At 70.3% G+C, this 20,356-nt stretch carries 19 protein-coding genes and 1 pseudogene; 8 read left to right on the forward strand and 12 right to left on the reverse strand.

The genetic code is table 11. From position 1 onward, the window contains the following. The 4 genes and pseudogenes from ODJ79_RS44370 to ODJ79_RS44385 form a co-directional block, all read left to right on the forward strand. Positions 1 to 280, forward strand: a pseudogene (locus tag ODJ79_RS44370) (hypothetical protein); the annotation flags it as partial. Positions 281 to 392: 112 nt separating this feature from the next. Continuing rightward, positions 393 to 866, forward strand: coding sequence for an Hsp20/alpha crystallin family protein (locus tag ODJ79_RS44375; RefSeq protein ID WP_263029767.1), 474 nt, complete (start codon positions 393 to 395; stop codon positions 864 to 866). Between the two features lie 106 nt (positions 867 to 972). Next, positions 973 to 1,899, forward strand: a complete 927-nt coding sequence (locus ODJ79_RS44380) for a general stress protein (RefSeq protein ID WP_263029768.1) — start codon at positions 973 to 975, stop codon at positions 1,897 to 1,899. A gap of 2 nt (positions 1,900 to 1,901) precedes the next feature. Beyond that, positions 1,902 to 2,165 carry a UBP-type zinc finger domain-containing protein gene (locus ODJ79_RS44385; protein WP_263029769.1) on the forward strand — a complete coding sequence of 88 codons (264 nt, stop codon included), beginning with the start codon at positions 1,902 to 1,904 and terminating at the stop codon, positions 2,163 to 2,165. Between the two features lie 72 nt (positions 2,166 to 2,237). Here ODJ79_RS44385 and ODJ79_RS44390 read toward each other — a convergent pair whose 3' ends face one another. The 12 genes from ODJ79_RS44390 to ODJ79_RS44445 all read right to left on the reverse strand — a co-directional run bounded on the left by ODJ79_RS44390 (position 2,238) and on the right by ODJ79_RS44445 (position 13,952). After that, positions 2,238 to 3,119 carry a Gfo/Idh/MocA family protein gene (locus ODJ79_RS44390; RefSeq protein ID WP_263029770.1) on the reverse strand — a complete coding sequence of 294 codons (882 nt, stop codon included), beginning with the start codon at positions 3,117 to 3,119 and terminating at the stop codon, positions 2,238 to 2,240. Between the two features lie 12 nt (positions 3,120 to 3,131). Beyond that, entirely contained in the window at positions 3,132 to 3,722 is a 591-nt protein-coding gene (locus ODJ79_RS44395; protein ID WP_263029771.1) for an HdeD family acid-resistance protein, read from the reverse strand. Between the two features lie 18 nt (positions 3,723 to 3,740). Further along, on the reverse strand, positions 3,741 to 5,375 hold the full coding sequence (locus ODJ79_RS44400; RefSeq protein WP_263029772.1) for an FAD-dependent oxidoreductase: 1,635 nt from the start codon (positions 5,373 to 5,375) through the stop codon (positions 3,741 to 3,743). After that, complete coding sequence (gene trxA / locus ODJ79_RS44405) at positions 5,372 to 5,806, reverse strand: thioredoxin (RefSeq protein WP_263029773.1); 435 nt, start codon at positions 5,804 to 5,806, stop codon at positions 5,372 to 5,374. The genes ODJ79_RS44400 and trxA overlap by 4 nt, the downstream gene beginning before the upstream one ends. Position 5,807: 1 nt before the next feature. Next, a complete protein-coding gene (clpB, locus tag ODJ79_RS44410) occupies positions 5,808 to 8,429 on the reverse strand; it encodes an ATP-dependent chaperone ClpB (protein WP_263029774.1) in 2,622 nt (873 codons plus the stop codon). Next, complete coding sequence (locus ODJ79_RS44415; protein ID WP_263029775.1) at positions 8,420 to 8,692, reverse strand: chaperone modulator CbpM; 273 nt, start codon at positions 8,690 to 8,692, stop codon at positions 8,420 to 8,422. The genes clpB and ODJ79_RS44415 overlap by 10 nt, the downstream gene beginning before the upstream one ends. Before the next feature lie 53 nt (positions 8,693 to 8,745). Further along, complete coding sequence (locus ODJ79_RS44420; protein ID WP_263029776.1) at positions 8,746 to 9,717, reverse strand: DnaJ C-terminal domain-containing protein; 972 nt, start codon at positions 9,715 to 9,717, stop codon at positions 8,746 to 8,748. Continuing rightward, positions 9,717 to 10,241: a nucleotide exchange factor GrpE gene (locus ODJ79_RS44425; protein ID WP_263029777.1), complete on the reverse strand. Its 525-nt coding sequence runs from the start codon at positions 10,239 to 10,241 to the stop codon at positions 9,717 to 9,719. The genes ODJ79_RS44420 and ODJ79_RS44425 overlap by 1 nt, the downstream gene beginning before the upstream one ends. A 7-nt stretch (positions 10,242 to 10,248) precedes the next feature. After that, on the reverse strand, positions 10,249 to 12,156 hold the full coding sequence (gene dnaK / locus ODJ79_RS44430) for a molecular chaperone DnaK (RefSeq protein ID WP_263029778.1): 1,908 nt from the start codon (positions 12,154 to 12,156) through the stop codon (positions 10,249 to 10,251). 112 nt (positions 12,157 to 12,268) lie between these two features. After that, the gene (locus ODJ79_RS44435; protein WP_263029779.1) at positions 12,269 to 12,673 is read right to left on the reverse strand and encodes a four-helix bundle copper-binding protein; all 405 of its coding nucleotides are present in this window, start codon (positions 12,671 to 12,673) and stop codon (positions 12,269 to 12,271) included. Between the two features lie 14 nt (positions 12,674 to 12,687). Beyond that, the gene (locus tag ODJ79_RS44440; RefSeq protein ID WP_263029780.1) at positions 12,688 to 13,152 is read right to left on the reverse strand and encodes a DUF1931 family protein; all 465 of its coding nucleotides are present in this window, start codon (positions 13,150 to 13,152) and stop codon (positions 12,688 to 12,690) included. Continuing rightward, positions 13,149 to 13,952 carry a PrsW family intramembrane metalloprotease gene (locus tag ODJ79_RS44445; protein ID WP_263029781.1) on the reverse strand — a complete coding sequence of 268 codons (804 nt, stop codon included), beginning with the start codon at positions 13,950 to 13,952 and terminating at the stop codon, positions 13,149 to 13,151. Before ODJ79_RS44445 ends, ODJ79_RS44440 begins: the two co-directional genes overlap by 4 nt. A gap of 394 nt (positions 13,953 to 14,346) precedes the next feature. Between ODJ79_RS44445 and ODJ79_RS44450 the strand changes: the two genes are divergently transcribed. From ODJ79_RS44450 to ODJ79_RS44465, 4 genes are all read left to right on the forward strand, one after another. Then, positions 14,347 to 15,024 carry a BON domain-containing protein gene (locus ODJ79_RS44450; protein ID WP_263029782.1) on the forward strand — a complete coding sequence of 226 codons (678 nt, stop codon included), beginning with the start codon at positions 14,347 to 14,349 and terminating at the stop codon, positions 15,022 to 15,024. A 246-nt stretch (positions 15,025 to 15,270) separates the two neighbouring features. Beyond that, positions 15,271 to 17,784, forward strand: coding sequence for a LuxR C-terminal-related transcriptional regulator (locus tag ODJ79_RS44455; protein WP_263029783.1), 2,514 nt, complete (start codon positions 15,271 to 15,273; stop codon positions 17,782 to 17,784). 33 nt (positions 17,785 to 17,817) lie between these two features. Continuing rightward, entirely contained in the window at positions 17,818 to 18,495 is a 678-nt protein-coding gene (locus ODJ79_RS44460) for a BON domain-containing protein (protein WP_263029784.1), read from the forward strand. 362 nt (positions 18,496 to 18,857) lie between these two features. Then, positions 18,858 to 20,285, forward strand: coding sequence for a hemerythrin domain-containing protein (locus ODJ79_RS44465; RefSeq protein WP_263029785.1), 1,428 nt, complete (start codon positions 18,858 to 18,860; stop codon positions 20,283 to 20,285). Positions 20,286 to 20,356 lie beyond the last annotated feature (71 nt).

Consider the following 20,356-nt stretch of genomic DNA (forward strand, 5'->3'; position numbering starts at 1 on the left):
GGCGCCCGGGGGCGGGGGGGCGGGCGGCCCGGCGGGGGCCTTTCGGGGGGGGGGGGCGGCCCGCCTGGTCCGGGCGCTGGCCGCGCTGGCGGTCGCCGCGATCGTGGTGGCGTGGGGCGTGGCACAGTACCCGTACCTGCTGGGCACGCACGCGGCGATCGGCACGGTCGCCGCCCCGGACTCATCGCTGACCGCGCTCGCGGTGGTCGTCGCGGCCGCGATCCTGCTGGTAGGGCCGTCATTCGGGATGCTGTACGTGCTGCAACAGCGCCGGCTGTAGAAGCCGAGCCGCCACGTATCGCCCCGTCCGGGTGAGCCGGTCTCACCCGGACGGGAGCGATCGTTCGGGCGTGGCAGCGCAGGGCTGCCCGCTACCGAAGGGACGGCACATCGTGACCACTACCCCCGCTCGCTACCGCGGCAACGCCGGAACGCCCGCCCGTCGCATCGACCCGTTCGCCGAATTCCAGAGCCTCCAGGAACAGATGGCGGACATCTTCGGCACCATCTTCCAGCAGCCGGTGCCGGCCGGTGGCGCACCGATCTGGACTCCGGCCGCGGACATCGAGGAGGAGGACGACGCGTACGTGCTCGAGCTGGAGCTGCCCGGTGTGCGCCGGGACGACGTGCACATCGAGCTGCGCGAGAACGAGGTGCGCATCAGCGGCGAAATCAAGGAGAAGGAGCGCACCGGCGTGCTGCGCCGGCGGACCCGTCGGACCGGTCAGTTCCAGTACGTGGTCGCCCTGCCCGGCCAGGTCGACCCCGATCAGGTTGACGCTGAGCTGAACAACGGCGTGCTGACCGTACGCGTGGGCAAGTCCGCCAAGAGCCAGCCCCGGCAAATCTCGGTCCGGGAGTCCTGAAGCGTTCGCCGGCCGGCGGGGCGGAGCCTGGCTCACTCCGCGGCCGGCGGCGGCGTACCTCGGAGTATCGATCCTGCATCCCCGCGACACCCAAGGGAGCTACGTCATGACCGAAACCCTCAACGATCGCCGGGGATCCGCCCCGGAGAGCCGCGACCTCGCCCCGATCGGCACCGACGCGCCGGCCGTCGACAGCACCCCGGTCCACGAGAACCAGCAAGCGGTCATCGCCGTCTTCGCTGATTTCGACACGGCGCACCGGGCGGTCGAGCGGCTCCTCGACGCCGGACTGCGCCCCGACCAGATCTCCGTGGTGGGCCGGGACCTGCAGAGCGAGCTGCGGCTCAACGGGTACGTGACCACGGGCGACATCGCGGGCCCGAGCGCGGCCACCGGAGCCTGGGTCGGCGGTCTGTTCGGACTGCTGGCCGGCAGTGCGCTGCTGTTCGTGCCGGGCGCCGGCCCGCTCATCGTGCTCGGCCCGCTCGCCGCGGCGGCGGTCGGCGCCGGCCAGGGCGCTCTGCTCGGCGGCGCCGTCGGCGCGGTCCTCGGCCACTTCGTGGCGAAACGGCACCTGCCCAGGTACGAGCAGTTGGTCCGGGCCGGCAGCTACCTGGTGGTGGTGCACGGCACCGACGAGGAAGTCGATCAGGCCCGGCAGGCGCTGACCGCGGCCGGCAGCACCGACGTGCGACGGCACGACGAATACCGCGGCGACCGGATCGGACCCATCTCCCAGGTGCTGGAGGGCATGGCCGTCCGCGACACCGTCGGCCGTACGGTCGGCACGGTGACGCTGGTGAAGCTCGGCGACCCGGAGGCGGTGACCAGCCGGGGCCAGGCCACCGTGGACGATGAGCCACACGTTCCCGGCGAGCTGCGGGAGCGTCTGCTGCTGGCCGGCTTCATCAAAATCGACCGGAAGGGTCTGCTCCGGGCCGACGCCTACGCGACGGCCGAGGACATCGACCGGGTGCAGGATTCGGTGGTATACCTGGCGGTCGACGACAAGCACCTCCTCTCGGAGGTGTGACCATGACCGCGACGGTTGATCCACACATCGGCATGATCCGGCCGGTCGTGCCGCAGACGCCGCAGGGTTGTGCCGAGTGCCTGCTGTTCGGCACCCCGTGGCTCCACCTGCGGTTGTGCCTGACCTGCGGGCACGTCGGTTGTTGCGACGAGTCCCCAAGCCGGCACGCGCGGCGGCACGCACACACGGAAGGGCACCCGATCGTCCGGTCGTTCGAGCCGGGCGAGGGCTGGCGGTGGTGCTTCGTCGACGAGGTCTTCGTCTGAAACCGACGAGGTCTTCGTCTGAAACCGACGAGGGCTACGTCTGAAATCGACGAGGGCCACGTCTGAATCCGGTCAGCTGCCGACCACGATGTCGGTGTCGGCAGCCTCGATCACGCGCTGCAGATGCAGGCCGTGCTCGACGTCCAGCGCCGGCGTGACCTGCCGCTCCACCGCGTCGGCGAACTCGGCGTACATGGTGCGGTAGGCGGGCGGGCCGACGACGCCGACACAGTCGAGCGTCGCCGCGCCTCCCGGCCCGCAGATTTCCACCTCGGCGCGGGAGACGCCGCGCGGCACAGTCGCCGACATGGACGCCTCGCTGTGGTGACCACCCAGATGATCGAGCAGGAGGCCGATCCAGCCGTGCGGGTCACCGTGCGCCCGTACGCCGGTGATCGGGCCGAGCGTGGCCCCCAGCAGATCGAGAAGGTCCACCCCGTGGTCGTGCAGCACGCCCCGCTCGATCCGCCAGGTGGCCGCGAGGTCGTCGTCCAGGTGATCGTCGGAGAGCACCCGGCCCCGGCCGCTCACCGGCCGCACCCGCTCCACATCGGTGCGCAGGAAATCCCGTACTTGGGCGGCGTACCGCCAGGCGAGCCCGATCTGCGAGACCACATTCTTCTCCCGCACTGTTTTGGCCAGCTCCTCGGCTCCCGCCAGGTCGCCGGCGATCGGCCGCTCCAGCAGGACGCTGCGGCCGCGCTCGACCGCCGTCGCGGCCAGGTCAGGTTGCGCCGCCGGCGGCACCGCGAACGCTACGGCGTCGCAGTTCTCCAGCAGGTCGCCGAACTCCCAGAACGCTTGGACACCGTGCCGGTCGGCAAGCGCACGCACCCGCCCGGGACCCAGCGCCCAGATGCCCGCGAACTCGATGTCCGGAGCCGTGGCCAGTGCCGGGGCGTGTACTCGTGCTGCTCGGCGGCCCGCACCGGCGAGCCCCACGGTGATGGTCACGATTGCCTGCAATCAGGTGGTAGCAGGTCGATGGTGCTGGCCGGCCGCTGCCGGATCGTGGCGTCGCGCCTGGCGCAGACGCAGGCCAAGCGTCAGCAGCGTGATACCGAAGGCGATGGCTGCGATTCCGATCAGCACGACCAAGGTCAGGACTCCGGCGGCCGGCCAGACGACCAGCAGAACGCCGAACAGCACGGACAACGCGCCGCTCAGCGCCAGCAGCCACTCATGCCGCATCTCCTTGCGGAGTCGGAACGCGGCGACGATCTCGAGCACACCGGTCACCATGGCCCAGAGGGCGATCACCCAGAGCAGCGCGAGCGCGGTGATACCGGGCCAGACGACCGCGATGACGGCGGTCAGGATGCCGGCGATACCGCGGGCGAAGAGCCAGGCGCGGTCGCCACGTGTGCGGCCGCCGTCCCGGTTGCCGAACGCGGCGGCCAGGGTGAACGCGCCGTCCACCAGCGCGTAGGCGCCGAAGAGGAGGACCAGCGCGAGGACGGTGATCCCGGGCCAGACGAGGGCGAGCACGCCGAACAGGATCGCGGCGGCGCCGCGGAGGGCCACCGCCCACCAGTGACGGCTGAGTGTCTCCAACATGATGGTTCCTTCCGGTCGTCACGTACGGGCAAGGTGGTCATGAATCAGACGTACGGCCATGGAGCCCTCACCGACTGCGGACGCGACTCTCTTGATCGAGCCGCTGCGGACGTCACCCACGGCGAGGACCCCGGGCCGGCTGGTCTCGAGCATCGCCGGCTGCGGCTCCTCGTCGGTGCGCACCTGCGCCCCGGTCAGGACGTAACCGCGCTCGTCCAGGGCCACGCTGGACGAGAGCCAGCCGGTGCAGGGCTGTGCCCCGATGAAGGTGAACAGCACCGTCGTCGGGATCTGCTGCCGGTCGCCGGTCTTGATGTCGCGCACGCCGAGCGCCTGCAGCCGGCCGTCGTCGCCGATCAGCTCGGTGACCTCCGTATGGCGCAGCACTTCGACGTTGGGCAACCGCTCGATCTGGTCGACCAGGTACCGGGACATGTCGCGGTTCAGATCGTCGTGCAGGATGATCAGCCGGACCCGCGAGGCGTGCCGGGCGAGGAAGACCGTAGCCTGGCCGGCGGAGTTGCCGCCGCCGACGACCGAGACCGGTTGCCGCTCGCAGAGGACCGCCTCCATGAAGGTGGCGGCGTAGTACACGCTGGTGCCCTCGAACTCCCCGAGGCGCGGCACGTCGAGTTTCCGGTACCGCGCGCCGGTGGCGATCACCACCGTCCGGGTCCGCAGTTGCGCCCCGTCGTCGAGGTGCACGATCTGGTCGCTGCCCCGCCATTCGAGCCGTACCGCCTCGACCGGAACGTTGAGCTCGGCGCCGAACTTCTTCGCCTGCACCACGGCGCGGTCGGCCAGGTCGGCACCCGAGATGCCGGCCGGGAACCCGAGGTAGTTCTCGATCCGGGAGGAGGTACCGGCCTGCCCGCCGGTAGCCACCGAGTCGAGGACGACCGTCGCGAGTCCTTCGGAAGCGCCGTACACCGCGGCGGCCAGGCCGGCCGGCCCCGCGCCGACCACGACGACGTCGCACATGGCGTCCTCCTGGTGCGAACGCCGCAGGCCGGCGATCCGGGCCAGTTCCGCGTTCGAGGGATTGCGCAGCACCCGGTCGCGCCAGATCACCACCGGCGTGTCCTGCGCACTGATCGACAGCCGACGCAACAGCTGTTCGGCGTCCGGATCGTCCTCCAGGTCGATCCAGGTGTGCGGCACCCGGTTACGCGCGGCCAGTTCGCGCAGGCGGCGAGTGTCCGGGCTGAACCGCGAACCGACGATCTTGATGCCGGTGATGCTGCCGATCAGCAGTTCCCGGCGGGCCAGGAAACTGCGCAGGATCAGGTCCCCGAGGTCGGGCTGCTCGCGGACCAGTTCGTGCAGCGCGGGCAGGGGCACCGCGAGAACCTCGCCCGGCTCCTGCGCGACCATCGAGACGAAGGACGGCTGGCCGGTGAGCAGGCCGAGCTCGTCGAGAAAGCGGCGCGGGCCGTGAACCCGGACCACCCGGGCTTTCGGGGTGCCGTACCCCTCGATCACCGCGACCTTGCCGGAGAGTACGACGAGGAAGTCGCGGTCCCGCTGGCCCTCGGCGACAAGCACGTCATCTCGCTGAACCGGCCGCTTCTCGCCGCGCCGGCTCAGCATTTCGATCTGCTCGGCGGACAGGCGGGGATAGGCGCCGGCGGTGTCGGGAGTCTCGGAGCTCACGTCGCACCCCGCAGAACCTCGTCGATCCAGCCGCGCAGGGCCGAAGCGGGTGCGGCGCCGGCCCGGCGGGCCACCACCTTGCCGTCGCGCATCAGCATCAGCGTCGGTACGGCCTGGATCGTGAACCGCTCGGACAACTTGGGCGCCTTGTCCACGTCGACCTTGACCAGCTTGACCTTGCCGGCCAGGTCGCGGGCCACCTGTTCCAGGGCGGGGCTGACCTGCCGGCACGGGCCGCACCAGGTCGCCCACATGTCCACCAGGACCAGGATGTTCGACCGCTCAGCCACGTCGCCGAAGTCGTCGTCGCCGGCCTCGGCTATCCAGGGCAACGGCTGGTGACAGTTGCCGCAGTGCGGGATGCCGTCGGCGGCCGCGGGGATCCGGTTCTTGCGCCCGCAGTGGGGGCACTCGATCACCCTGCTTTCCACGTCACTCCTCCGGTGGGTTCTCGTAGGTGACGGTCAGCTCACCGTCGATCACGTCCACCCGGATCACCGCGCCGTCCTGGGCGTCCCCGGCGAGCAGCGCCCGACCGATGCGGGTCTCCACCTCGCGGGCGATGAAGCGGCGCAGCGGCCGGGCGCCGTACACCGGGTCGAAGCCCTGGCGGGCGATGAACCGCTGTGCCTCGTCGGTGATCTCCAACGTCATCCGCCGCTCGGCGAGCCGCTCGCGCAGTTCGTTGAACATCAGGTCGACGATGCGCTCGATCTCCGGCTGGGTGAGCGGCTTGAACAGCACGATGTCGTCGACGCGGTTGAGGAACTCGGGCCGGAAGTGCCGCCGCAGCTCGCCCATGACCAGGTCGCGGCCCTCGGGCTTGATCTCACCGGCGTCGGAGATGCCCTCGAGCAGGTACTGGGAGCCGATGTTCGAGGTCATGATGATCACGGTGTTGCGGAAGTCGACGGTGCGGCCCTGCGCGTCGGTGAGACGCCCGTCGTCGAGCACTTGCAGCAGCGTGTTGAACACGTCCGCGTGCGCCTTCTCGATCTCGTCGAAGAGCACCACCGAGTACGGCTTGCGTCGTACCGCCTCGGTGAGCTGCCCGCCCTCTTCGTAGCCGACGTATCCGGGTGGCGCCCCGACGAGCCGGCTCACGGTGTGCCGCTCCTGGTATTCGCTCATGTCGATCCGGACCATGTTGTCCTCGGTGTCGAACAACGCCGCGGCCAGGGTGCGCGCCAGTTCGGTCTTTCCCACCCCCGTGGGGCCGAGGAAGATGAACGACCCGATCGGCCGGCGCGGGTTCTTGATCCCGGAGCGAGCCCGGATGATCGCGTCGGTGACCAGCTGGACCGCCTCGTCCTGCCCGATCACCCGCTCGTGCAGGATCTGATCCAGCCGCAGCAGCTTCTGCCGTTCGCCTTCGGTCAGGCGGCTGACCGGGATTCCGGTCCAGCGGGACACGATGGACGCGATCTCCGCCTCGGTGACGACCTCGCGCAGCATTCGCTTGCTGCCCTGCTTCGCGGCGAGCCGCTGCTCCTCGGCCTGCAGCCGACGCTCGAGGTCGGGCAATTTGCCGTGGCGCAGCTCGGCGGCGCGGTTGAGGTCGTAGTTGCGCTCCGCCTGTTCCGCCTCCAGCCGGATCTGCTCCAGCTCACGACGCAGGTCCTGAACCCGTTTCAGCGCCTGCCGTTCGGCGTCCCACTGGGCACGCAGCGCATCCACCTCGGCCCGTAGGTCGGCGAGCTCTTTGCGGAGTTGGTCGAGGCGGGCCACGCTCGCCGGGTCGTCCTCCTTCGACAGCGCCGCCTCCTCGATCTCGAGGCGGGTCAGTCTGCGAGTGAGCTCGTCCAGCTCGGCAGGCATCGAGTCGATCTCGGTCCGCAGCATCGCGCACGCCTCGTCGACCAGGTCGATGGCCTTGTCGGGCAGGAACCGGTCGGAGATGTACCGGTGGCTGAGGACCACGGCGGCGACCAGAGCCGCGTCCTGGATCTTCACGCCGTGGAAGACCTCCAGCCGTTCCCGCAATCCGCGCAGGATCGAGACGGCGTCCTCCTCGGACGGCTCCTCGACGAGCACCGGCTGGAAGCGGCGCTCCAACGCCGCGTCCTTTTCGATATGTTTGCGGTACTCGTCCAGCGTCGTGGCGCCGATCATGTGCAACTCACCGCGGGCCAGCATCGGCTTGAGCATGTTGCCGGCGTCCATCGCACCCTCGGCGCCGCCGGCGCCGACAATGGTGTGCAGCTCGTCGATGAACAGCAGGATCCGGCCCTCCGCCGCCTTCACCTCGGACAGCACCGCCTTGAGACGTTCCTCGAACTCGCCGCGGTACTTCGCGCCGGCCACCAGCGATCCCATGTCGAGGGCGAAGACCTGCTTGTCGCGCAGTCCCTCCGGGACATCGCCGTTGGTGATCCGCTGAGCGAGCCCCTCCACGATGGCCGTCTTGCCCACGCCCGGATCGCCGATCAGCACCGGGTTGTTCTTCGACTTGCGGGACAGGATCTGGACGACGCGCCGGATCTCGCCGTCCCGCCCGATGACCGGATCCAGCTTGCCGCTTGCCGCGTCCGCGACCAGGTCCCGGCCGTACTTGGCAAGCGCCTCGTAGGCGACCTCCGGCATCGCGGACGTCACGCGCTGGTTGCCGCGGATGCTCGTCAGTGCCTGCAGGAAGCTGTCCCGGGTGAGCCCCGCCTCGGTCAGCACCCGGCCGGCGGCGGTCGCCGGGCCCTCGTCGAGCAGGGCGATCACGAGATGCTCCACCGACACGTACTCGTCCTTGAGCCGTTTGGCCTCGCGTTCCGCGGCGTCCAGGAGCCGGGACAGTCGCTGGGTCACGTAGACCTGGCCGGGCGCGGCGCCCGGGCCGCTGGTGCGGGGTCGCCGGTTCAGCTCCGCCTCCACCTTCGCCCGCACCGTGTCGGGGTCGGCGCCGGCCGCGTCGAGCAGCCGGGGCACCAGGCCTTCGGCCTGGTCCAGCAGGGCCAGCAGCAGATGCTCGCCGTCGACCTCGGTGTGGCCGTACCGCAGCGCCTTGGTCTGTGCGTCGTGCAGGGCCTCCTGCGACTTCTGGGTCAGGCGGTTCACATCCACGGGTTTCCTCCGGTACGTCGAGAGGACGTCATGCGCAGTTGGCGCTCGAGTTCGGCAACCCGGTCGAGCAGGTCGGCGACGAGTCCGAGCGAGGAATAGTTGAGACCCAGACCTACGCGCAGACGCCGGATCCGGGCCACGGCGAGCAACTGGTCGCGGGCGAACCACAGCTCGCCGGCGGAGTCGCGGACCGGTTCGAGAAGTCCCAGAGCGACGAGCCGCTGGGCCATCTCCGGGTGGATCCCCGCGACACGGCTGAACATGGCCAGGTCCAGTCGTCCGGTGGACGGGCCCGGCCGTCTAGCCAGAGGGTAGGTCACGACTGCCGCCTAGGGTCGAAAGTGGATGTCGCGGCGAGCTGCTCGAAGAGCCGCCGTTCCTCGTCGCCGAGCCGGGGCGGCACCATGATCTGGGCCACGGCGTACAGGTCACCGTTGCGGCCACGCGGGTTGGGCAGCCCACGGCCGCGCAGCCGGAGCCGCCGGCCGCTGGAGGTGCCGGCCGGCACCTTGACCTTCGCCTCGCCACCGGGCGTGTCGATCGCCGCCGAGGTGCCGAGGGCGGCTTCCCAGGGGGCGAGCGGCAGGTTCACGCTGATGTCCCGGCCGTCCACCCGGTAACGCGGATGCGGCGCCAGCCGGACCCGCAGGTACAGGTCCCCCGGCGCCGCGCCGTCGCTACCCTGACCGCCCTGACCGGCCAGCCGGATCCGCTGCCCGTCGGTCACCCCGGCCGGGATGGTCACCTCGAGCGTTCGGGTGCCGCCCGGACCGGACAGCGTCACACCGCGACGTACGCCGGAATAGGCCTCCTCCACCGACAGCTCGAGTTCGGCCTCCTGATCGGCGCCGGCCACCGGTCCCCAGCCGCCGCCTCGGCGACCACCGAACATGCCGCCGAACAGGTCCTCGAGATCGATGTCCTGGGCGCCGCCGGACCCGAACCAGACATCCTCCGCGGTCGCGCCGCCGCGGCGGGCCCCGCCCCGGCCGCGGCGGGCACCGCCCGAGCCCGCGGCAGCTCTGGCGCGTGCCCAAGTCTGCGGATCCGTGTCCGGCGGCACCTGCCGGAAGTCCGGACCGAAGGCGTCGTAACGCCGCCGCTGCTCCGGATCCGAGAGCACGTCGTACGCCTCGGAGATGTCCTTGAACCGCTCTTCCGCCCCCGGATCCTTGTTGATGTCCGGGTGGTAGGTGCGAGCGAGTTTGCGGTACGCCCGTTGCAGCTCCTCGGTGCCGACGTCCCTCGGCACGCCGAGCGTCTCGTAGAAGTCGCGGGACGGCGCCATCAGGTGCCCTTCGCCACTATCACCGCGGCCGGCCGGAGCAGTCGCTCGTCGCTGCCGTACCTGGGCCGCACGACGCGTAGCACGGTGCCGGGTACCGCCTCGGCGTCCGGCATCGTCGCCACCGCCTCGTGCCGGCTCGGATCGAACGGCTCGTTCACGTCGGAACGGCGCGGGAATCCGAGGTCGGCGAGGACGCGGAGAGCCTGTTCGTAGACGGCCTGAACCCCGGAGACGATCGACGCCGGGTCGGCGTCGGCATGCTGCAGGGCCAACTCCAAATTGTCTAGTACGGGCAGCCACCGCGCGGCCACCGCGGCCCGCTCGTCGTCCCGCTGCTGAGCGGATTCCCGCGCCACCCGCTTGCGAAGGTTGTCGAAGTCGGCCAGCGCTCGCCGCCAGCGGTCCTCCATCTCGGCGAGCTCGGCGCGCAGCTTCTCCGTCTCGCCGTCGGCGCCGGACGGCGCACTCGCTTCGGGCCGCGAGGTTTCACCGGCCGCCGTCCGGCTCTGCTCCTGTTCACTCATCGCCACGTCACCCGGTCGTGAACTCGGCATCGATGACGTCGTCGTCCTGGCTTCCCTGGCCGCCCGGGTCGCTCTGCGATGAAGCCGATCCGGCACCGGCGCTCGCACCGCCGCCGTCGCTGCCGCCGCCCACGCCGAGGCTCTGGTAGACCTGCTGGAGCTCGGCGGTCAGGGACCGCAGCCGGTCCAGCGGCGCATCGTCCTTGATGGCCTGCCGCGCGTCATTGATCAGCATCTCGGCGCGGCCCTTCTCGTGCACCGGCACCGCGTCGCCGAGCTCGGCCAGCCGCCGCTCCACCTGATAGGCGGCCGAGTCCAGCGTGTTGCGGGCGTCGATCATCTCGCGGAGACGGGCGTCCTCATCGCGATGGCGTTCGGCGTCCTGGACCATCCGCTCGATCTCGGACGTGTCCAGATTCGAGCTCTCGCTGATCGTGATGCGCTGCTCGGCGCCGGTGTCCTTGTCCTTCGCCGAGACATTGAGGATGCCGTTCGCGTCGATGTCGTAGGTGACCTCGATCTGCGGCTCGCCGCGCGGGGCGGGCCGGATGTTCTCCAGCCGGAACCGCCCGAGCACCCGGTTGTCCGCCGCGCGTTCCCGCTCCCCCTGCAGCACCACGATATCGACGGCCGGCTGGTTGTCGGCCGCGGTGCTGAAGGTCTCGGTACGGCGTGCCGGGATGGTGGTGTTCCGCTCGATGACCTTGGTCATCACGCCGCCCATGGTCTCGATGCCGAGCGACAGCGGAGTGACGTCGAGCAGCAGGACGTCCTTGACCTCGCCCTTGATGATCGCGGCCTGCAGCGCGGCACCGAGCGCGACGACCTCGTCGGGGTTGACCGTCATGTTCGGGTCCTTGCCCCCGGTCAGCCGCCGGACCAGTTGCTGCACGGCCGGGATGCGGGTCGACCCGCCGACGAGGATGACCTCGTCGATGTCGTTGGCGGTGACCTTCGCGTCGGCCATGGCCCGTTCCACCGGTCCGAGGCAGCGGTCGACGAGGTCCGCGGTGAGCTGCTCGAAGGTCGCCCGGGTCAGAGCCACGTTGAGGTGCTTGGGGCCGTTGGCGTCCGCGGTGATGAACGGCAGGTTGATCGTGGTCTGGGTGACCGAGGAGAGCTCCACCTTGGCGCGCTCGGCGGCCTCGAAGAGCCGCTGGAGCGCCTGCGGATCGCGGCGCAGATCGATGCCGTCGCTGCGCTGGAACTCGTCGGCCAGGTGGTCCACGATGCGCCGGTCGAAGTCGTCGCCGCCGAGGTGGGTGTCGCCCGCGGTGGAGCGCACCTCCACCACGCCGTCGCCGACGTCGAGCAGGCTCACGTCGAAGGTGCCGCCGCCGAGGTCGAAGACCAGCACCGTCTCGTGCTCGCGCTTGTCCAATCCGTACGCCAGCGCCGCCGCCGTGGGCTCGTTGATGATCCGCAGCACCTCGAGGCCGGCGATGCGTCCGGCGTCCTTGGTCGCCTGCCGCTGGGCGTCGTTGAAGTACGCCGGCACGGTGATGACCGCCTCCGTGACGCGCTCGCCCAGGAACTTCGAGGCATCCTCGACGAGCTTGCGCAGCACCAGCGCGGAGACCTCTTCGGGCGCGTACAGCTTGTCACGCACCTTGAACCGCACAGCGTTGTCCGGGCCTGGCACGACGTCGAACGTCACCGTGTTCAGCTCACTGGACACCTCGTCGAAGCGGCGACCGATGAAGCGCTTCGCCGAGTAGATGGTGCCTTTCGGGTTGAGGATGGCTTGGCGGCGGGCGAGCTGGCCGACCAGCCGCTCGCCCTGTTCGGTGAAGGCCACCACCGAAGGCGTGGTCCGCGATCCCTCCGCGTTGGGGATCACCGTGGGGTGACCGCCTTCCACCGCCGCGATCACCGAGTTGGTGGTGCCGAGGTCAATTCCCACTGCCCGTGCCATGGCGTTGTCCTCCACGTTGTTGTCTGCGGCGGTGCTGTCCTTTGGTCCTGGTTCGATAGCAACAGTGCCGATATCGGTTGTCCATTGGCAGGACTGCCAATCCGGCGGCGGTTCACCTCTGTCGGAGAAGGCGCTGACCCGCTTGCGCGCAACGACGGCATGCCTCGCCGCAGATCTGACAGGATTCGATTTCCAGGGCGTGCTTCTGGCACTGCTGGTAACACGCCCGGCAGGCCTGGTCGAGGGCCTGCAGAGCCGCGGCGGTCACGTCCACGTCGTACGGCGTGGGTCGGGACAACACCCGCACCACCGCGGTGGCCAGGTCGGCGCAGTTGAGCGCGGCGCCCGTGCACGGGGCCAGGTGGGCCGCGGACCCGTCCGCGGAGCAGGCGTCGGCACAGGACGTGCACGCCTGGGCGCAGTTGAGAGCCTCCTGGATGCAGATGACCAGCAGGTCGTCGTCCATCTGCCGCCGTTCTCCGGGATGGGCGTTGAGTATGGCTGCCACGTCGGTCATCGGCTCGCCCTCCGTCAGATCAGCTGGTCGAAGACTTGGAACACGCGCTCCCAGTGCTCCGACTGCGGGTTCCGCACGTCCGGATCGATCACCCGAAAGGTCCGGGCAAGGGCGATGCTGATGGCGCCGACGACGGCCGGCAGGCGCGCCTCGGTCTCCTCACTCAGCGCCCGGTCGAGTGGTGGATACGTCGCCAGCCGGCCGAGGAGCGGCTCCAGCTCGATCTCTTCGTCGAGTTTGCGGAATGCGTGCATGCTCTCCTGCAGCCCCTTGGTGACGGGTAGATCCCACGGCTCGACGATGTCCCTGCCGTTCGCCCCGGCCGTGTTCTGACCGATCAGCAGCAGGTCGTACAGCTTGCGTTCGACGAAGTCGCTGTATCGCTTGAGATCGTTCTTGTCGACGTCGAGTTCCGCGGCGGCCCGGAAGAAGCGTTCGAATTTGGCGACACCGAAGACAGGCAAGGTCGGCCTCCTCACGAGCCCAGGGTCGGTAAGACCGGCGATCGAGGCGTCGCCCACGTCACGCGAACCGGTCGCGGCGTCCTGCGCCACAGGACAAGCAGCCAGGCAATGCCGACGACCGAGACGAGCGCGAGGCCACCCCACTCCAGCGCGGTGAAGATGTTGACCTGCTCGGTACTTGGCTGGACAAGCCAGCCGTGCGGCGTCGCCACGTACTGCTCGCCCTCGGTCAGTACCAGGGTCAGGTAGAGGGCGATGCTGTGCATCGAATCCCACAGACCGTGCAGGATCGACACGCCCAAATACGCGAGAACCACCTTCGCAGTGATCCTGAAGTGCTCCGGCCGGGAGGCTGCGAACAACACACCGCCGAGGATCGCCGTCCACAGGCCGTGTCCCACCGGTGCCAGCAGGCCGCGCAACAGCTCGGTCTGCACCAGTTGCACCAGCGACAACCCGTCGACCGAGAAGAGCGCGGTGAAGGCGTAGCCCGCGGACTCGAAGGCGGCGAACCCGAAGCCGACGGCGGCACCGAGGATCATCCCGTCCCGTAGCGTTCTGGTGCGAAGGTGTCGGGTCAGCAGCATCAGCGCGCCGAGCTTGACCGCCTCCTCGATCAGCCCGACGCCGAAGAACAACCACGGCGACGGGTGCAACAGAAACGACTCGAGCACCGAGGCGCCGAGAACGCCGAGAACGCCGCCGGTGACGAACGTCGAGAAGATCAGCCCGGCGGTTATCTCTCCGGTGTCGCGGCGTTCGAAGGCCCACGCGACGAAGGTCACCGGCACCAGGAAGCTGCCGAGCAGCACCACGGTCGGGATCAGGTTCGCGTTGCCGGTCACAAAAGTGATTACGACGGCGGCCGCCCAGAGGGTGAACCCGGTCAGGAACATGCGGAGCCACACGCGGCGTACGCGGGCGGCACGGAGGGGGGTGGGCACGACCTCCACCACGATCGGACTCCCATCGTTGGACACGGGTCTGCGTCAGGCGGCGCGCGCCCCTCTGACCCTCGATGTCGCCGGCGCCCTGTGGGCCGGTCCTTCAGGCGTACCTCTGCCGGCCGCCGGCGTCGATTGGCATCATTGCCAATCCAGGCCCGCGACCCGATACCGGAAGGCCCGATCTACCGCCACGGGGGTGAGCCCACCTCATCCATCTCAGGCCCACAGTCGGCTCGTCGTACACAGCTATGGAGGAGCCGCCATGACCACGGCAGTAGGCCATCAGACCGATGAGGTCATCCAGCGCGAAGTACTACTCGAGCTGAAGTGGGACGCCCAGATCGCGCCGAACGAGATCGGGGTCGCCGTCAAGAACGGGGTTGTCACGCTCACCGGGTACGTTGACAGCTTCAGCAAGAAATGGGCCGCCGAGCGCGCGGCACTGCGGGTGCGAGGGGTCAAGGGCGTCGCCAACGAGATCGAGGTGCGTCTGTCGCCCGCGGACCAGTCGACCGACTCCGAGATCGCCGAAGCCGCCGCCCGGGCACTCGCCCTCGACTCCACCGTGCCCGAGGACGCGATCAAGGTGACGGTGTCCCGTGGCTGGGTCACGTTGCAGGGCGAGGTCGAGTGGGAGTATCAGCGGCGCGAGGCCGAACGCGTCGTCCGGAACCTGCGCGGGGTCAGGGGCGTCAGCAACCTCGTCGCCCTGCGGCCGCGTACCGGGCCGTCGCCGGACGAGCTGCGGAAGAAGATCGAGGACGCGCTGGTGCGCACGGCCGAGACGGACGCGGAGAACATCACCGTCGCGACCGAGGGCAGCAAGGTGATCCTGTCCGGGACGGTCCGTTCCTGGGCGGAGCGGCGGGAGGCCGAGCGCGTGGCGTGGCTGGCGCCCGGCGTGACCGAGGTCGAGAACCGGATCCGCCTTCAACCCTGAGCACGATATCGCCCCGGCCAGGGGCGAGGCGACGAATCGGCAGTCCTGCCAATCGACAGGCCGCGGCAGGGTTGGTCGGATTGACGGCGTGCAGAAGGACCAACCACGCGGCGTGCGGGGATCCGCATGAGATCCCCGGGCTCCGTGTCAGCTTCCCCGCCGGCCGGTCCACGAGATCAGCCGCCGCACCACATGCCACGGCCGCGGTTGCTCGCTCGTCTGGACGACGCGCGGGCACCCGTTACCGTGGTGTCGTCACCGGCCGGCTGGGGCAAGTCCGCGCTGCTGTGGTCCTGGGCCGCCGACCGGCCGAACCGGGCGGCGTGGGTCGCCGACGGGGATCGGGAAGGCTTCTGGCACCGGGTCCTGTCGGCGGTGGCCACCAGCGTGGTGGATTCGCCGTTCGCCGGCGTGACCGCAGCGACGGGTCCGCGGCGCCTGATCGAGGCATTGCAGAGGTCATCCGCGGCGCCGACGATCGTGGTCGACGACTGCAACGACGCCGCCGATGCCGGCGAACTGGCGAGACTCGCCCAAGCCGCGCGGAGCAGCAGCACCGGGACCCGGCTGATTCTGGCGTGCCGGGGCAACCCGAACTTTCCGCTGCACCGATGGCGTGTGGACGGCCGGCTCGCCGAGATCTCCGAGGCGGACCTGGCCTTCACCGTCGACGAGACGGCCGACCTCTTCGCCGGGCATGGACTGATTCTGCCGTGGTTGGCGGTCGCCGAGCTGCACGCGCGGGCGGAGGGCTGGCCGGCCGGTCTGCGACTGGCCGCTGTGGAGCTGCAACATGCGGATCCGGCGCAGATCCTCGCCGGATCGGCCGCGACCGAATCCGTCGCGGACTATCTCGCGGCCGAGGTGCTGGGCAGCCTGGATCCCGGGAAGCGCTGCGCGCTGGCGGAGATCTCGGTCGCGGAACGGCTGACGGCGGACTTCGTCAACGCGATGACCGGCCGGGTCGACGGCGCCGCCCTGCTCGCCGACCTCCAGCACGGCGGCGCGTTCATCACCCGGTGCGCCGGAACTGAGGACACGTTCCGCCTGCACCCGATGCTCAGCCGAACGCTGTATCGCGAACTCGGCCGCCACGACCGGGACCGGACGGCGCAGGCCCATCGCCGCGCCGCGCATTGGCATGCGGCTCAGGGACCGCCGGCCGACGTGCTCAGGCATCTGCTGGCGGCCGGCGACTGGAAGTCCGCGATCCGCGTCGCGGAGCGAGATTGGGCCGAGATCGTGGTCGGCGTCCGGTGCCTCAATCAGCCCGCCACGGCGATCCCGGCACCGGACGGCGAGCCGCCCCGGCATCTGTGGTTCGCGATGGCCGCGGAGCGCCTGGATGCGGGCGACATCGTGGGAACGCGCCACCTTCTACAGCTGGCGCGCGCCGACGAAAATACCTACGGGGACGGCCAAGACACCGAACCGCTGCCGTTCGCGGCCCTGGAGCTGACGGCAGCGCGGCTGGAAGCGGATCTGGACGGCGGCTACGCTCTCGCCTCCCAGGTACTGGCGGCGCCGGCATCCGGCGAGGAACTGGCCGCCGGCACCGCGGCGACGCTGCATCCCCTCGCCCTGCTGTCGCGCGGCGCCGCGGAGCTGCAACGCGGGGAGCTACCGGCGGCGGAACGCGACCTGCGCGATGCGCTGACGCTGGCGCGACGGCGCGACATGGGCCGCGCCGCGATCAGCGCCGCCAGCCATCTCGCCGCCTGTCATGCCGTCCGGGGGCATCTGCGGCAGGCGGCACAATGTGCCGCAGAGACCCTCGACCGCGCCAACCGGCTCAGCCTGGTCCAGCTCGTGGACCTCGGCTGGAGCCGGCTGGCGCTGGCCGAGACGTATTTCCAGTGGAACCGGCTCGAGGACGCCGAGCGTTGCGCGGCCGCCGCCGTGGACGGTTCGCGCGGCGATCGATTGATTCAGCTGTGGGGCACCATCCTGCAGGCACGGATCCGGACCGCCACCGGCCGACCGGGCGACGCGCACCGCATGGTGCGGGCGGCCGCGCGGGAGATGGTCACCACCGACCTACCGCTGGCGATCCGGTGCGCGCTGTGGCTGGTGGAGGGCGAACTCCGGCTCGCGTGTGGTGACCTCGACAGAGCGCACAAACTCGTACAGGCATGCCGGGACGGCGGCGCGTTGCCGGTTCCGGCGGCCGTCCTCGAAGGGTCGATTCTGCTCGCCGAGGGCCGGCCGGCCCTGGCAGCCACGGCGGTCGCGCCGTACGTGTCGGCGCCCGACGAGTTCACCTCCCGGACTTACCGAGCCTGGGCGGGTCTGGTCAGCGCGCTGGCCGGTCAGGGCCTCGGTCATCGCGAGCAGACGACACGAGGCCTCGAAACCGCCCTGCGGATGGCGGAGGAGGAGGATCTTCGACGGGGGTTCGCCGCCGGCGGGCACCGGCTGCGCGCACTCATCGAGTCGGTCGCGCCGACGATGCCAGTATTTTCGCAGGTGGCGGCGGTGCTGACGGGGACGCTCGACGCGGCGATGCGGGATTCCCTGCCGTACCCGAGCCGGAACGGCCGGGACGCCATCCCGGCCGGATCCGCCATCCCGCCGCTGACCGACCGCGAGCTGACCGTGCTTCGTTATCTGCAGGGCAGCCTCTCGCACGGCGAGATTGCCGAGTTGCTCCACATTTCCGTGAACACCGTGAAAACGCACGTCAAGAACATCTACTCGAAGCTCGGCGCGACCCGGCGCAAGGACGCGATCCGGCGCGGTCGCGAGCTCCGCTTTCTCTGACCACCGCAGTCCCAGGACCGGGAGGGATCCCGCATGGCCGGCACATCCACCACTCCGCGCGACGAGGAGATCCGGCGGGAGGTGCTCACCGAGCTGGAGTTCGATGCGGAGGTCAGGCAGAGCGAGATCGGCGTCATCGTCGACGACCAGGTGGTGACGCTCATCGGCTGGGTGGACAACCTCCCTAAGAGGTGGGCCGCCGAACGCGCCGCGCTCCGCGTACGCGGCGTCAAGGCCGTGGCCAATGAGATCGAAGTACGTCTGCCGGCCGGCGACGAGCGAACCGACGCGGGCATCGCCGCGTCTGCCGTGCAGGCGCTCGCCGGGGACACCCGCGTCCCAGCGAACGCGGTGCGGGTGTCGGTCTCCAACGGCTGGGTCACCCTGCGCGGTGAGGTCGACTGGCAGTATCAGCGGCGCGCGGCGCATCGGGTGATCCGAAACCTGGCCGGCGTCCGGGGAGTCACAAACCTCATCACCGTACGATCGGGCCACATGCCGGCGCCCGACGACGTGAAGGACCGGATCGTGTCCGCGTTCCTCCGCAGCGCGGAGCTGGACACGCGCAAGATCACCGTCACCATCGACGGTGGAAAGGTCACCCTGACCGGATCCGTGCGCTCCTGGGTCGAGGCCGCGGAGGCCGAGACGGCCGCGTGGTCGGCGCCCGGCGTGACCGAGGTCGACAACCGCATCGTCGTGGGGCGCTGAACCTCCGCCGACCACACCGCCAGGTCGCTCACGTCCCGTGCAGGACGTCCGTGTCGGCCGATTCAAGCAGGCGCTGCAGGTGCAGGCCGTGCCGGACATCGAGCGCCGGTGCCGCCCTTCCGCCCGTTCGTCAGCAGGCACCCGAACGGACTGTGTGGGGAAGGCGGGGGCACTTCACATCGTCCACAGCCGGGGGTGAGAACCCCTCCCCCGGTACGGGTGAGGTGTCCATCGAGGCCTCGGCCGGCGGAACCACCCATTTCAGGTGACCCGTTCTCGCCCATCCCGCCGCGACGATATCGCCTGCGGATCCGTCCGAACGGCGCGGGTCCGGCCTACCCGCGACGCGGAGGAGATCTCTCGTGTTCGATCCGCTGGACCACCCTGGAATCCCGGTCGACCGCCATGGCCGGCACTGGCACGAGCTCGACGTCGAACCGATCGACACCCGCGCGACCGACCCGTCCACCGTCCGCCGGATCAGCATGGTGGCGGCCGTCGAGGCGAATGCCGAGCATTTCGACCGGCAGCTCGCGAACCGCGTCCAGGACGTCGACGCACGCCGGTCGGTGGGCAGCCTGGGCGACGCGACCGCCCAGCGACGGCAGCACATCGCCGGGGTACGGCCACCGACTCACCACACCGCGGAGGATGCGATCGATCGTGAACGGGCGGCGTTCGAGATGGCCGGCTGGGCGGCCCGCAACGAGCGCGAGCCGGACCGGTCGTCCGCGTACCGGCAGCAGGCGTGGCAGCACCTCGAACGCCTGCGCCGCTACGCCGACCTCGCCAGCCGCGCACATCTCCCGTGGGCCGGTCAGGTTGCCGCCGAGGTGGATAGATTGTCGCCCCCGCTGCCCACCACGCCGGCTCGCAGCCGGACACCCTCTCCCCCGGCGATGCAGCCGTTGTCCCTGCTGCACGACTGGATGGTGCAGGCGGCCGGACGGTGGCCAGCAAGCTGGGACGCACTGGTCGTCCAGGAGTCGGCGGGTTGTTACCTCTACTACGCGTTCATGGCCGAAGAGGACGACCGGCGGCTCAGGCCGATGTGGGAACTGCATCTACAGATGCAGCTGGCACATCTGCACACGGCTTCGAGCATGCTGCGGCGCTTCTCCGGGCGTGACCCACACGAGGTCATCGGCGAGGGCCTGCCCGAGCCGGTGACCCTGCGAACCGACCGGCCGCCGGCCTGGATCCCCAACCCGGCCCGGCAGGAAGGCGTCCGCTCCGCCCGCCGGCGCCGCCGGCGGACGCGGCCGGACCGCGGGCAGGACGTGCTGGAGCTGCTGACCGAGCACCACGCTCGGACGAACCGGCTGTTCGACAGTGCAGCCAGGTCAACCGGAGACGACAAGCGCGTGGCGTTCGGCGACTTGGCGCAGCTGATCGCCATGCACGAGATCACGGAGGAGCGGGTGATCCACCCGTTGATCCGGCGGTTGTGCCCGGACGACCATCTGGCCGACCGTCTCGTCGACGAGGAGAGCCGGATCAGCGACGCATTGTCCGACGCCGTACGCGCCGCCGCCCACGGCCGTCTCGACGACACGATCGGCGGGCTGCGCGACGTGGTGGCCCCCCACTCCCGCGGTGAGGAACACGACGAGTTCCCCCAGCTCCGCAGAACCGTGCCGGTGCAGGAGCGCAGGGAGATGGGCCGGGCGGTCCGCGCGGCCGAGGCGGCGGCCGCCGAGGCAGGCCCCCGAGACCCGGCGTGGGCCGAGCCGCGGGCCTTGGCGCAAACGGCGGACCGCGTCCGCGACGCGCTCGCCGGCTTCTTCTGAGGAGCAGGCGCTTCTACCCTGCCGCGGGTGAGCCGCAGTCATCCGATCCGGGCCGAGGGTCGAAACGGGCC

This window comes from Actinoplanes sp. KI2, from assembly GCF_025630775.1.
Classification (GTDB): Bacteria; Actinomycetota; Actinomycetes; order Mycobacteriales; family Micromonosporaceae; genus Actinoplanes.

What these genes read in the sequence shown, in the direction of transcription:
- ODJ79_RS44380 (WP_263029768.1), top strand. Translation starts at nt 973, where the DNA reads ATGACCGAAACCCTCAACGATCGCCGGGGATCCGCCCCGGAGAGCCGC.
- ODJ79_RS44385 (WP_263029769.1), top strand. Translation starts at nt 1,902, where the DNA reads ATGACCGCGACGGTTGATCCACACATCGGCATGATCCGGCCGGTCGTG.
- ODJ79_RS44395 (WP_263029771.1), bottom strand. Translation starts at nt 3,722, where the DNA reads ATGTTGGAGACACTCAGCCGTCACTGGTGGGCGGTGGCCCTCCGCGGC.
- ODJ79_RS44415 (WP_263029775.1), bottom strand. Translation starts at nt 8,692, where the DNA reads ATGTTCAGCCGTGTCGCGGGGATCCACCCGGAGATGGCCCAGCGGCTC.
- ODJ79_RS44420 (WP_263029776.1), bottom strand. Translation starts at nt 9,717, where the DNA reads ATGGCGCCGTCCCGCGACTTCTACGAGACGCTCGGCGTGCCGAGGGAC.
- ODJ79_RS44425 (WP_263029777.1), bottom strand. Translation starts at nt 10,241, where the DNA reads ATGAGTGAACAGGAGCAGAGCCGGACGGCGGCCGGTGAAACCTCGCGG.
- dnaK (WP_263029778.1), bottom strand. Translation starts at nt 12,156, where the DNA reads ATGGCACGGGCAGTGGGAATTGACCTCGGCACCACCAACTCGGTGATC.
- ODJ79_RS44435 (WP_263029779.1), bottom strand. Translation starts at nt 12,673, where the DNA reads ATGACCGACGTGGCAGCCATACTCAACGCCCATCCCGGAGAACGGCGG.
- ODJ79_RS44450 (WP_263029782.1), top strand. Translation starts at nt 14,347, where the DNA reads ATGACCACGGCAGTAGGCCATCAGACCGATGAGGTCATCCAGCGCGAA.
- ODJ79_RS44460 (WP_263029784.1), top strand. Translation starts at nt 17,818, where the DNA reads ATGGCCGGCACATCCACCACTCCGCGCGACGAGGAGATCCGGCGGGAG.